The 13,551-nt window shown below is 34.6% G+C and carries 8 protein-coding genes; 6 read left to right on the forward strand and 2 right to left on the reverse strand.

All coding sequences use genetic code 11. From position 1 onward, the window contains the following. A complete protein-coding gene (locus tag D1816_RS13570; RefSeq protein WP_066317680.1) occupies positions 1–3,498 on the forward strand; it encodes an efflux RND transporter permease subunit in 3,498 nt (1,165 codons plus the stop codon). 169 nt (positions 3,499–3,667) lie between these two features. Here D1816_RS13570 and D1816_RS13575 read toward each other — a convergent pair whose 3' ends face one another. Both D1816_RS13575 and D1816_RS13580 read right to left on the reverse strand, forming a co-directional pair. Further along, positions 3,668–5,032, reverse strand: a complete 1,365-nt coding sequence (locus D1816_RS13575; RefSeq protein ID WP_118503484.1) for a RagB/SusD family nutrient uptake outer membrane protein — start codon at positions 5,030–5,032, stop codon at positions 3,668–3,670. A gap of 19 nt (positions 5,033–5,051) precedes the next feature. After that, positions 5,052–8,030, reverse strand: coding sequence for a SusC/RagA family TonB-linked outer membrane protein (locus D1816_RS13580; protein ID WP_066317689.1), 2,979 nt, complete (start codon positions 8,028–8,030; stop codon positions 5,052–5,054). Positions 8,031–8,280: 250 nt separating this feature from the next. Here D1816_RS13580 and aspS point away from each other — a divergent pair, with 250 nt between their 5' ends. The 5 genes from aspS (at position 8,281) to D1816_RS13605 (ending at position 13,531) form a co-directional block, all read left to right on the forward strand. Next, positions 8,281–10,029, forward strand: a complete 1,749-nt coding sequence (aspS, locus tag D1816_RS13585) for an aspartate--tRNA ligase (protein ID WP_118503486.1) — start codon at positions 8,281–8,283, stop codon at positions 10,027–10,029. A 62-nt stretch (positions 10,030–10,091) separates the two neighbouring features. Beyond that, the gene (locus D1816_RS13590) at positions 10,092–10,637 is read left to right on the forward strand and encodes a hypothetical protein (protein WP_118503488.1); all 546 of its coding nucleotides are present in this window, start codon (positions 10,092–10,094) and stop codon (positions 10,635–10,637) included. After that, positions 10,609–11,442 (forward strand): tetratricopeptide repeat protein, encoded by an 834-nt coding sequence (locus tag D1816_RS13595; protein ID WP_066317694.1) that lies wholly within the window; start codon positions 10,609–10,611, stop codon positions 11,440–11,442. The genes D1816_RS13590 and D1816_RS13595 overlap by 29 nt, the downstream gene beginning before the upstream one ends. A 21-nt stretch (positions 11,443–11,463) precedes the next feature. Beyond that, entirely contained in the window at positions 11,464–13,248 is a 1,785-nt protein-coding gene (locus D1816_RS13600; RefSeq protein WP_066317696.1) for a chloride channel protein, read from the forward strand. 25 nt (positions 13,249–13,273) lie between these two features. Beyond that, on the forward strand, positions 13,274–13,531 hold the full coding sequence (locus tag D1816_RS13605; protein WP_066317701.1) for a hypothetical protein: 258 nt from the start codon (positions 13,274–13,276) through the stop codon (positions 13,529–13,531). Positions 13,532–13,551: the final 20 nt, after the last annotated feature.

The raw sequence follows: 13,551 nt of genomic DNA on the forward strand, positions 1-13,551 counted from the left end.
ATGCAAGTCAACAAGAAAAAAGTAGATAAAGAATTTAAGATATCGTCTTGGGCGATTAACAATCCGACGACAATTTATGTCATGATTGGTATCTTCTTGGTTTTAGGATTGTCGGCATATTTTTCTATGCCTAGAGAAAATTTTCCAGAAATCAATGAAACCAAAATTTATATCAGTGTGCCTTATCCAGGAAACACTGCCGAAGATATTGAACGATTAATTGTAGATCCTTTAGAAGACAAACTAAAAAACGTAAGTAACGTTGTAGAAACGCTTTCTACTTCACAAGAGGATTATGCAATTATCACTGTTGAGTTTGAAGAAGAACTTACGGTTGCAGAAGCGAAGCAAAAGGTAAAAGACGAAGTAGATTCTGAAAAGGCAAATGAAGATTGGCCGACCTTTAATGGCGCCAAAGTAGAACCAAATGTTTTTGACTTAAGTATTTCTGAAGAGACTCCTATTATGAACATTAACATCACAGGAGATTACCCTGTAGAGAAGTTAAAAGAATATGCAGAGTATCTAGAAGATGAAATAGGCGACCTTGAAGAGATTAAAAAAGCAGACATTCGTGGAGCTCAGGAAAAAGAAGTAGAAGTAGCTGTCGACATCTATAAAATGATGGCTGCCAAGGTAAGTTTTGATGATGTTATTAATACCATAAGAAACGGTAATATGACAATGTCTGCAGGAAACATGATTTCAAGCGGACAAAGAAGAACTATTAGAATTTTAGGTGAAATCGAAAGACCATCTCAATTAGACGGATTCGTTGTTAAATCTCAAGATGGTGCCGTATACTTAAGAGATATCGCAAAAGTAACGTTTAAAGAAGAGGACAAAACGACCTATGCAAGAGAATACGGCCAAAGCGTGGTTATGCTGGATGTTAAAAAACGTTCAGGAAAAAACATGATCGAAGCGGTAGAAAAAATTAATGTTATTATTGAAGATGCCAAAGAAAATGTATTCCCAAAAGATCTAAAAATCACTGTTGCTAATGACCAATCAGAAAAAACTGAAAATCAAGTAAGCGACCTTGTAAACAACATTATTTTCGGAATCATATTAGTGGTTGGTGTATTAATGTTTTTCTTAGGGTTTAGAAATGCACTTTTTGTTGGATTTGCCATCCCAATGTCTATGTTCATGTCATTTATGATCTTATCTCTTTTGGGATATACAATGAATACAATGATTTTGTTCGCCTTAATTATGGGACTAGGAATGCTTGTTGATAATGGTATCGTTGTTGTTGAGAACGTATATCGATTAATGGAAGAAGAAGGCATGTCTCGTATTGAAGCTGCCAAAAAAGGAATTGGTGAGATCGCCTTTCCTATTATTATATCAACTTTAACCACTGTAGCTGCTTTTATACCTCTAGGAATGTGGCCAGGAGTAATGGGACAATTTATGATTTACTTCCCAATTACTTTATCAGTTGTATTAGGGTCATCTCTTTTTGTAGCAATTTTTATTAACTCTATGTTGGTATCCCAATTTATGGAAGTTGGTGAAAAAGTATTAACCGTAAAACAATTAATTCGTCTAAGTATTATTCTAGGCGGTTTAGGAATCTTTATTTTACTAGTAGGAGGACAAGTAAGAGCTTTAGGAACACTTATGATCTTTACGGCTATTATGTTCTGGATCTATAAATATGTCCTTAAAGGCGCTGCAAATTTCTTCCAAAAAAGAATTCTGGCTTGGTTAGAAAATAGATACCAACGTTTCTTGGCTTTTGCATTAAAGGGATGGCGAGCGTACATGTTTACTTTCGGAACCTTTGTTTTACTTTTTATTGTATTTGCCATGTTTGGAGCTTCTGTTGGAAGTCAACGAACTAAAATAGAATTCTTCCCGGATAACAAACCTAATCAGATTGTTGTTTATGTAGAATACCCGCAAGGAACCGATATCGAAAAAACCAATGCGATCACTAAAGAAATTGAACAACGCGTATACACTGTTGTAAATGACTCAGAATATGTTGAAGGACAAAATCGAAATTTCTTAGTAGAATCTGCGGTATCACAAGTAGGAGAAGGTGCTGGAAACCCACAAACTGATGGTGGTAGTAATGCAGAAATGCCACATCGTTCTAAAATTACCGCTACTATGCGTGAGTTTAAGTATCGCAAAGGAAAAGATTCTGAAGTATTGCGTCAAAAAGTACAGGAAAATCTTAAAGGAATTTATCCTGGTGTAGCAATTTCTGTAGAAAAAGACCCTGTTGGACCTCCGGCTGGATATCCTATTAACATAGAAATTGAGGGACCTGATTATAATGATTTGATTAACATCGCAGAACAAATGCGAAACTTTATCAACGAAAAAAATATCCCTGGTATCGAAGAACTAAAAATCGATGTGAATAAAGGAAAACCGGCAATGCAAGTTATGGTTGATCGAGAAAAAGCTGGAGAACTTGGTGTTGCCGCTGGACAGGTTGGTAATCAATTACGTCGTTCTATTTTTGGTGAGAAAGCCGGTGTGTATAAAAAAGATGGTGAGGATTATGATATATATGTGCGCTTTAATGAAGATAACAGATACAATACCAGTGCACTATTTAATCAAAATATAACGTTCAGAGATCAAGCCACAGGTAGGTTAAAAGAAATCCCTGTATCGGCTGTAGCATCACAAAAAAACACTTCCTCTTTTAGTGCCATTAAGCACAGGGATGCTAAGAGAGTGGTAACTGTATATTCAGGTTTGCAGCCAGGGTTTACAGATGCAGGTGCCATTGTATCACAAATTCAAACAGAAATGGCAAGCTTTTCTGAATTACCAAGAGGTGTGAAAATTGATTATACTGGACAAATTGAGGAGCAAGGTAAACAAATGGCCTTCTTAATGGGTGCATTTTTCTCTGGGCTAGGACTTATTATGCTGATCCTTATCTTCCAATTTAGTTCTATTTCTAAACCTACCATTATTATGATCGCTATCTTCTTAAGTTTCATAGGCGTTTTTGGCGGTATTTTAATCACTGGAGCTTCTTTTGTTATTATGATGACCATGATGGGGATTATATCTCTTGCTGGTATTGTCGTAAATAATGGGGTAGTTTTATTAGACTATACTCAGTTATTAATTGACCGTAAAAAAGTAGAGCTTAATGTTCCTGAAAAAGAATTATTACCTAATGAAGAGGTAATGAATATCATTATTAAAGGAGGTAAAGCTCGTTTAAGACCTGTATTACTAACTGCGATCACAACAGTGCTAGGACTCATACCATTAGCAATTGGATTTAATTTAGATTTCTTTTCCTTATTTAGTACAGGTGATCCTAAAATATACTTAGGAGGAGATAATGTTATTTTCTGGGGGCCATTGGCATGGACCGTAATTTACGGACTAATCATAGCTACGTTCCTTACATTAATTATAGTACCATGCTTATTCTTTATCGTAAATCGGGTAAAAGTAAGATTTAGTAAAAAGAAAGTTGTAGAAGTTCCTGTAACCCCTGCAACCGTTTAGTATTTTGTAAAATTGATTAGAAAAACGTCTTGTATACTGCAAGGCGTTTTTTGTTTTATTTCAGTTTTCTTATCTCATGATTTAATGAACTAATCTTAAGCAGTTTTATCTAAGCATAAAAAAAACCCTCGAGTAATCGAGGGTTTCCTTAAATATATCAAATCATTATTTATTGATTCTCATTTGCAGGTATAGGAAATTGTACAAAAGTACCATCTCCAGTTCTGTCTAACGGTTCTAGATCACTTATTCTATCAAACCTTCTTAAGTCAATCCATCTATGTCCACCTTCGGCATATAAAGAATACCTTCTCTGATTTAAAATTTCTGTAACTAGATCTGCTGGTGTTGTTCCTCCAGAATATGCTGGTAATCCAGCAGCTGTTCTGATCACATCAATAGCTGCAACAGCTGCAACAGGGTCAGAAATATGATTTGCTTCTGCAGAAAGTAAGATTAACTCTTCATTTCGCATAATAGCCACAGAAGCTACATTACTATCATAAATAAATACATCATGCGTACCTGTTAACCCATCTGAAGTTAATGGATTAGCTTCCATCATTCCAGTATCTGCATTTTCAGTTTCCCTTAGTACTACTTTTCCTAACCTTGTATCACCTGCTTCAGCATCAGCAATAAAAGAAGGATGTGCTATTCTTGCATTTGCTACTGTAGAGTTTTTAGCAAAGAATAAAGGGTTTGCGATATCTGCTCCCGTTAAGGAAAAAGTAAAATATGCACCTGTAGTAAGATTTCCTGCCATATCCATAAACGAATTACCTAATAAAGTGTTTACAGAAGCATAGTTACCTCTATACGCCTCTACTCTAGCCGCTAAACCATTAGTAAATGTTGCAAAGTCAGCTGGTGTTATTGCTCCAGCAGCATCTGCCTTCAACCCATCAAATCCTGAGGGTACTGTAAAAGGAAAAGCCGCACCACCATTTGACAAATCTGTAGCCGCAGAAGTTAGCATATCAAAAATAGCTGTCAAAGCAGCATCATAACTTACAAAAGGGCCTAAATTATTAGGATCATTAACATCTAAACGTATTCCATTTTGGAATTGTTGATTTAAAACCATCAATAATTCATGAGCCTTGATCGTATTAGCAAAACCTCTTGTCGCAGCTTTTTCAGCATCCGAAAAATCAGCAGATGAATTTTCAAGTCCTCCTAAGATTATATTTATGTCTTTTACTGTTGAGTATCTCGCAGCAAAAGGCCCTGTTGTATAAAAGGTATTGTTATCTAAAGTACCTGTTAACAAATCCGCTGTCCACCTTGGGTCAGAACTCTGGAATCTCCAGTATTCTCTACCAGCAACAGCATTGGCATCTATTTGAGTTCCTAATCTTCCTCTCATATCGGCAAGAGCACCTGCCATCGTTTGTATTAATTCTGCTCTAGACAAATCCCCTGAAGCAGTATCAGTAGTTGGTCCGTTTAAGTTTTGTCCATCTTCGACTTCGCAAGAAATCACTGCTAACGAAAACAAACCTAATAGTACTATATTTTTTAGTTTCTTCATTTTCTTATAATTTTTTTATTTAAAAGTCAACAGCTAGGTGAAATAAATATCTCTTTGAAGAAGGGAATGGTGTTACCTCAACTCCTGTAGATAGCCCATTAGAACCAAAGTTAGAAACTTCAGGATCATAACTATTATAATCAAATACGTTAATTAAGTTATTTCCTGAAAACCCAATTTTAAGATTCGATACATATTTTCCGAAAACTTGCTCACGCAACTTACTAGGTAGATTATAATATAAACCTATTTCTCTTAATCTTAAATATGATGCATCTTCAACAAACGGTGTTGCGTTTCCTGCTCTAAATGCACCGATTCTAAAGGGTCCATTTGAAGTTGCTCCTGCAGGGTCAACATCAAAATCATCATAATCGGGACTTGTTCCTCCAAAATCAGTTAATAAGTTCGTCAAATTAATATTATCACCGCCTTGTTTCCAATGCCATAAGAATGATAATGTAAAGTCTTTAAAACTTATATTATTACTCCAAGTCATTTGAAAATCCGGTGCAGAGTCACCAAGTTCAACCAAATTACCATTTGCATCATTACCTACGATTTGCGTAGCACTTTTTCCTTCTTCTATTCTAAAAGTACCTAGACCAGCTCCAAATCCACCAAGGTTAAATGGTGCAACATCAAGTTTTGTGATTTCAGATTCATTCGTAAAGAAAATCAAATTAGAACTCCAGTTAAAATCTTCTTTTTCTACAATAGTTGCATTTAACGCGATTTCAACACCTCGGTTCTCAAGGTTACCTGCATTTGCAAATCTAGTACCAAAACCAGAAGACGGTTCTGTATTAGCTTGTAAAATAAGATCATCAACTGTTTTATTATAGTAAGAAAATTCTAAACTTATTCTACTTTCTAAGAAACTTGCATCAAAACCTACTTCAAATTCTTTCTGTCTTTCTGGAGTAATATCAGGATCTCCAAGTGTTGCTGGTACTACAATACCAACATTACCGTCAATTAATGAATTTGTATATGCCGTAAACAAAGCTCCGTTTGGTGCAAAGTTACCCGCTTCACCATATGCAGCTCTTATTTTAAACTGATTTACAGCATCGATATTCCAAAAATCAAAACTGTGTAAATTTACAGCTGCAGAAGCTTTAGGATAGTAAAATAACTCATTTGCATCACCGTTGTTATTTGATTTATCTCCTCTTATACCAAGCGTACCAATAATTTTATCTTGATAATTCAATTCTTCTTGCACAAAAAATCCTTGATCTTCTTGTTCTTGTCTAAATTGAGTAACACTAACATTCGCTCCTTGATCCAAGTTTGTTTGAGATGCAATTAAATCTGAGGTTGTATTACGTATTGTATTTCTAGAAAATGTTTGCTTTGTAAGCCCTGCTTGCGTAGTAAAACTAAGATCATTACTAGTGGTATAGTTATGTACTAAAAAAGCTGAATAGTTGGCATCTTTATTTTCTGTCGTTCCTGTTGCTACAAGACCGTTTAAACCACCGTTAGATGGTTTTTGAAATTGTAATATTTCAGGGAAAATAGCTGTGGTTAATAATTCATAGTAATCAACTCCTCCACGTAAAACCAACTTTAAATTAGAGTTGTCGTTCTCGTAAAGTTTAACATCAAGTGAACTACCTACTATAAATCTATTTACGTTTTCTCTGTTTGTAATTAAATCTCTAGTTTGTAACGGATTCGAAGAACCAAAAGGGTTATCTGGATAATTACCATTAGCATCTGGAGATAACTGAGCCCATGGCGGTGTAGAAGAAAGTGCTACCCCAATAGTTGTACCCGTATTATCATTATTAAAAAATCCACGATCACCTTCTGAGTTTATGTAATTCGTTGTTAACGATAATTTTGCTTTTTTATCAAAAAAGTCGTGATCAAGATTAAAACGTATAGATTTTCTATCATATCCTGTGTTTTTTACGATACCATCTTCTTCATTATTAGAAAATGCAGCATAAAACAATGTATTTTCTGATCCCCCAGAAATGTTTACACTTGTGTTAGAAATGAATCCTTTTTCCCCATATATTTCATCTTCAAAATCAACCAAAGTTCCGTTATTCTGTGCCGCAGTAAATAAGGCACCATTACCAGCTCCCAGTGCTTCTGCAGTTGCGGCTGTAAAATTTCTTTGTCCTCTTGCTCTTAATATGGTATTAAATCCAACATCTTGAGAGAACGATATTTTAGTTTTACCTCTTTTACCTTTTTTTGTGGTAATAATAATTACCCCAGCAGCTGCTCTTGCTCCATAAATTGCAGCAGCAGAAGCTCCTTTAAGGATTTCTAAACTCTCGATATCATCTGGATTTATATCTGCAATCCTGTTTGATGGATTATCTTGGTTAGACGCATTACCGCCTCCAGCAGCTCCAGAGACCGCATTTAAACCAGCCGCAGCAATACTACTGTTATTTACGTATACACCATCAACGATATAAAGTGGTTGTGAATTACCATTGATCGAAGTTACACCTCTTAATTTAACAGCGATACCACCTCCTGGTGCTCCTGAACTCTTTGTAATTAAAGCACCAGCAAATTTACCTGCTAAGGCTCCATCTAAAGTTTGTGGTGGTGTTAGACCAGCCAACTCTTCTGCAGATACAGAGGCTACTGCATTTGCTGCATTACTTCTTTTAACAGAAGTTGCCAGACCTGTTACGACTACCTCGTCTAAGGCTTCAGAAGATTCTGCGATTGTTATTGTAATAGCATCTGTACTAGAAACAGACACTACTTTTTCTGCAAATCCCAAGGCAAAAACTTTAATATTTACTGGTAAACTGCTTACAGAAAGTGTAAAATTACCATCAATATCGGTTGCAGTACCGTTGCTAGTACCATCTTCGACAACGTTAATAAAAGAAGCTCCAACTCCCGACCCCTCGATGACTACTTTCCCAGTAATAGTCTCTTGAGCTAATAGTATAGCCGGAACAAAAATTAATAATAGCAGAATCTTCATTCTGCTAAAATGAGTTTGTTTTTTCATAATGATTTGTTTAAATTATGCCTAAATCTATTAAAAGATAATCATAAATAAATGTTAAAACTAACAATTGTTCGTGCCCAAACCCGCCTTTAACGACAAAATAAATATGATAATTCTTAAAAACTTGTATTATTAACAATTTTCATTCTGTTGTTTAATATTTAACAAATTATTGTTCGTTGTATTTTCTTATGATCCTTACTTATTAACCTTAAAACTTTCTTATTTTTGCAGCCTTAATAACACTATTATGTACAGAAGTCATTCCTGTGGAGACCTACGTCTCGCTGATGTAAATAAAGAAATCACCTTATCTGGCTGGGTTCAAAAGACAAGAGACAAAGGTTTTATGATATGGGTCGACCTAAGAGATCGTTATGGGATTACCCAACTTATATTTGATGAAGACCGTACTCCAAAAGAAGTAGTTGAAACAGCCAAAACACTTGGAAGAGAGTTTGTTATACAAATAAAAGGAACTGTTATTGAGCGTGAATCTAAAAACCCTAACATTCCAACAGGAGATATTGAAATTTTGGTTTCTGAATTAACTATTCTTAATGAAGCCATTGTACCTCCTTTTACCATTGAAGACAATACAGATGGTGGTGAAGATATCAGAATGAAATACCGCTATCTTGATATTCGTCGTAACCCTGTAAAAAACAGCTTACTGTTTCGTCATCAAGTAGCAATGTTAGTGCGTAACTACCTATCTACAGAAGGTTTTGTAGAAGTAGAAACTCCTTATTTGATTAAATCTACTCCTGAAGGGGCAAGAGACTTTGTTGTCCCATCAAGGATGAACGAAGGACAATTTTACGCATTACCGCAATCACCACAAACGTTTAAACAGCTTTTGATGGTTGGTGGTATGGATAAATATTTTCAAATTGTAAAGTGTTTTAGAGATGAAGATCTTAGAGCCGATAGACAGCCAGAATTTACACAAATAGATTGTGAAATGGCCTTTGTAGAACAAGAAGATATCTTAGGTATATTTGAAAATCTCACACGTCATTTATTAAAAGAAATTAAAGGTGTATCTATTGCTGATTTCCCAAGAATGACATATGATGAAGCCATGCGCACATATGGTAATGATAAACCCGATATTAGGTTCGGAATGAAATTTGGCGAGCTTAATACACTTGCGCAACATAAAGATTTTAAAGTTTTTAATGATGCCGAGCTTGTCGTAGGGATCGCTGTACCTGGTGGTGCCTCATATACTAGAAAAGAAATTGATAAACTTATTGATTGGGTAAAACGACCTCAAGTTGGTGCATTAGGCATGGTTTATGTAAAATGTAATGAAGATGGTACATATAAGTCTTCTGTTGACAAATTTTATGACCAAGATGATCTAGCCAAATGGGCTTCTACAACAGGTGCTAAACCTGGAGACCTTATATGCGTGCTTTCTGGCCAAACAAATAAAGTACGAGCGCAACTAAGTGCACTGCGTATGGAATTGGCAGAACGACTTGGACTAAGAAACCCTGAAGAATTTGCTCCTTTGTGGGTTGTAGATTTTCCTTTGTTAGAATGGGATGAAGATACAGAAAGATACCACGCTATGCATCATCCATTTACATCTCCAAAACCAGAAGACATTCCTTTATTAGATTCTAAACCTGGTGATGTAAGAGCCAATGCATACGATTTAGTACTAAACGGAAATGAAATTGGTGGAGGATCTATTCGTATTCATGATTCAGAAACACAAGCCTTAATGTTTGATCACTTAGGCTTTACTCCTGAAGAAGCTAAGGAACAATTTGGATTTTTAATGGATGCCTTTCAATATGGAGCTCCTCCACATGGGGGAATTGCTTTTGGATTTGATAGATTAGTTGCTATTCTAGGAGGTCAAGAAACTATACGTGATTTTATTGCATTCCCTAAAAACAATAGCGGCCGCGATGTTATGATAGACTCACCTGCGAATATAGATACCGAACAACTCAAAGAGTTACATATAAAACTTGATTTATAATCATCTAATATTTAAAATCTAAATCCCGCTAATAGCGGGATTTTTTATTACCTTTAATAGTAATGAAAATTTTAAAAATATTTCTTTTAATAGTTATTTCATTATTTTTGGTTATTCTAATTACCATTGGTGGAGTATATTACTATTATATAGGTAGACACCCTGCTGATAATAAAAAATACCCGCACTATATTGGATATTTAGATCCTGAGACAACAGTATCTAAAGATGGTTTCACATTATGCGAAGAAAAAAAACCTAAATACACACATCATGGCGCTCCAAAACGCGCTTATCGCATTAACAAAAAAGAGTTTGATAAAAATATAAAATCTAAGTACCAAAATAACGGATACACTGATTATGGGTATCTTAATTTTAGGTTTATTATTAATTGTACAGGAGAAACGGGTATGTTTGAAACCATCCAAATGAATATGGATATGCAAGAAAAACAACTTCAACCTGAAATGGTAAAGCATCTGTTTGAATTAACATCAGCATTTGAAAACTGGAACATTATCAAATACAAGGAAGAACCTGTAGATTATTATATGTATGTATCTTATAAAATTGAAAATGGAGAGATCACAGAAATACTTCCTTAAGCTTGTTTTACTGGTATTCATGATTGCTTGTAATTCCACAAAAACCAAGGAAGAAAAAGAAGCTATATCAAAAAAAATTATGCGAAGCTCTGTGGTTCATAATTTTCAAGGGCTTCCAAAATCTATGACAGCCATTGAAAAAGCGATTAAATTAGATCCTAAAAATGCTGATGCATGGAGGGAGTTATCGGTTCCCTATCTTAAAAGAGGAATGCCCACCCAATGGAAACCTCTATTTGATAAAGCAGTAGCGCTTAACCCAAAAGAATGGCAAGGATGGAGAGGGTATCTTTATCTATACTTTTATAGAAATTATAAAAACGCCATTATAGACTTTGATGCTACTGATGCTCTAACTCCTAATTTTGATGATCATCCTCAAGGGCAAAGTGTAAATTACATGAGAGGTGTTGCATATCTTGGACTCAAAGATTACACCAAATCAAAAATGTATTTTGATACTTATATTCGTGATCAAACCAAAACTTATGGCGAAGATTATGCCGATGTAACTGCTTTTTTATATCGTGGTATCATTGCATATACAAAACAAGATATAACAACTGCTAAACAGGATTTCTTTAAGGTATTAAAATACTCTGCAAATCATTATGCTGATGCACATTACTATTTAGCAAAATGTTTTCTTGAAGAAGGAAATAAGGATAAATCAAACTTTCATATTCAAGAAGCTGTTAAAGATTTTAACGCTGGGTATTTTCACACACGAGACTATATAGAAGTATTACATCAAATTTATATACAAGATTTGAATGAAGTAATAAATCAATTAGAAAATAGTTAACTTTATTCAACAAAGTATTTTATGTCGGCTTCAAAAAAAACATTTTTGTACAAGCTTTTAAAATGGCGCTATCGAAATATTTCTGACAAGAATTTTATTCTTGTTTTAAGTATCATAGTTGGTTTTGCCGCTGGTTTGGTTTCTTTACTTTTAAAAAACATAACACACTTAATCCAAGTTGTTTTAGAAAGTGATATTATCTCATGGCAAACTTCCTTTTATTTTATTATACCTGTTATCGGGCTTTTGCTTGTTTATGTTTTCACCAAATTTATTGTAAAAAAAGAAGTTCAATCGGCTATCCCCTTAATTTTATACTCTCTTTCAAAAAAAAATGGGGTTATCAAACGAGTTAGTGGTTATTTACCGCTTATTTTGGCTCCCATAACCGTTGGTTTTGGAGGTTCGGTAGGGCTACTTGGTCCGGCAATAGGATCAGGGTCTACATTAAGCTCTGATATCGGAAACCTTTTTAAACTAAACACTAAAACTAGATTTTTATTAATTGGGTGCGCTGCAGCTGGTGCTATATCCGCCGTATTTAAATCCCCTTTGGCAGGACTAGTATTTGCTGTAGAAGTATTTAGTTTAGATCTTACCCTTACTTCATTATTACCTCTGCTTTTTGCTTCAGTATCTGCAATCATAACTTCTTATTTCTTTCTTGGAGATGAAGTACTCTTTAGATTTGATGTAGCCGAAAAATTCGATATTTACGATACTCCTTTTTATATAATCCTTGGGGTAGGTACAGCTATAGCTTCTATATATTTTACTAAAATGTATTTTGGAATTCTTCACTTTTTTGATCGTTTTTCAAAAAAAATACATAAGCTATTAATTGGAGGACTGGCAATTGGTGTAATGCTTTATTTCATACCCCCTTTATATGGAGAAGGTCTTGGTTTCATAAACAATCTACTTCGTGGAGATCATTTATCAGCCCTTGGGCAAACACCTTTTGATGATATGACAGGAAACATATGGATTATTATCGGTTTACTTACAGGCCTAACCATATTTAAAGCTATTGCCATGACAGCCACTTTTGCCGCTGGTGGTTCTGGTGGAATATTTATCCCTACTATGGTAATGGGCAGCGCACTAGGAAATGTCGTTTCTAAAGTAATAAACAATCTTGGTATTGGATTTCAAGTTTCTGAAGCAAATTTCACCTTACTAGGCATGGCTGGTCTTATTGCCGGTGTACTACATGCGCCTCTAACCTCTATATTTTTAATTGCCGAAATCACCACTAGTTATGAATTATTTGTACCTCTGATGATAACAACCTCAATATCATTTATTATTTCTAAAAATAGTATTGAGCATAATATTTATACCAGAGAACTAGCAGAACAAGGGCATTTACTTACACATGACAAGGACCAAACTGTGCTTACACTAATGAATCTTGAAGACTGTATAGAAACAAACTTTGTTCCTACAAAATCAAATCACACATTAAAACAATTATTAAGTGATGCCGTTGCAAAATCTAACAGAAATTTATTTCCGGTAACAGATGAATTAGATCATCTTATAGGAATTGTTTCTCTAGACGATATTAGAGATATAATGTTTGACATCACTTTGTATCATAAAGTAACTGTAGAAAACTTGATGACAGAAACATCAACCGTAATTATATATGAAAAAGACAATGTAAAAATGGTGATGCAAAAGTTTCAAGATTCTGGAGTCTGGAACCTACCTGTTATTAAAGATGGTAAATATTTTGGTTTTATTTCTAAATCTAAACTTCTTACCTCCTATCGCAGAAAGTTAATTACTTTTACACAATGATTTTAGTGCAAAATAGAATAGATTCATGAAATACATTATTAAGATATTGTTTGCAGCAGTTGTGATCATGGTAGCTGTAGGATATTACTTTAAAAACACAGGAGATCACCCTACTGGTGATAAGTGGGTAGGCTTAGGAATTTTGGGAGCGTCATTTATTCTTATGCCAATTTTTATCTATCATAGATGGAAAAACAAAAAAGTAAAAGATTATATGCTAACTGAAGAAAACCTCAAAAAAATGCGGGATTACGGCAAAAAAAAGGGGGATTTGAAGCACTAAAAAATCAAAATATTCACATT

Origin of the sequence: Aquimarina sp. AD10 (assembly GCF_003443715.1) — a bacterium.
Classification (GTDB): Bacteria; Bacteroidota; Bacteroidia; order Flavobacteriales; family Flavobacteriaceae; genus Aquimarina; species Aquimarina aggregata.

What these genes read in the sequence shown, in the direction of transcription:
- D1816_RS13590 (WP_118503488.1), top strand. Translation starts at nt 10,092, where the DNA reads ATGAAAATTTTAAAAATATTTCTTTTAATAGTTATTTCATTATTTTTG.
- D1816_RS13595 (WP_066317694.1), top strand. Translation starts at nt 10,609, where the DNA reads ATGGAGAGATCACAGAAATACTTCCTTAAGCTTGTTTTACTGGTATTC.
- D1816_RS13575 (WP_118503484.1), bottom strand. Translation starts at nt 5,032, where the DNA reads ATGAAGAAACTAAAAAATATAGTACTATTAGGTTTGTTTTCGTTAGCA.
- D1816_RS13605 (WP_066317701.1), top strand. Translation starts at nt 13,274, where the DNA reads ATGAAATACATTATTAAGATATTGTTTGCAGCAGTTGTGATCATGGTA.
- D1816_RS13580 (WP_066317689.1), bottom strand. Translation starts at nt 8,030, where the DNA reads ATGAAAAAACAAACTCATTTTAGCAGAATGAAGATTCTGCTATTATTA.
- aspS (WP_118503486.1), top strand. Translation starts at nt 8,281, where the DNA reads ATGTACAGAAGTCATTCCTGTGGAGACCTACGTCTCGCTGATGTAAAT.
- D1816_RS13600 (WP_066317696.1), top strand. Translation starts at nt 11,464, where the DNA reads ATGTCGGCTTCAAAAAAAACATTTTTGTACAAGCTTTTAAAATGGCGC.
- D1816_RS13570 (WP_066317680.1), top strand. Translation starts at nt 1, where the DNA reads ATGCAAGTCAACAAGAAAAAAGTAGATAAAGAATTTAAGATATCGTCT.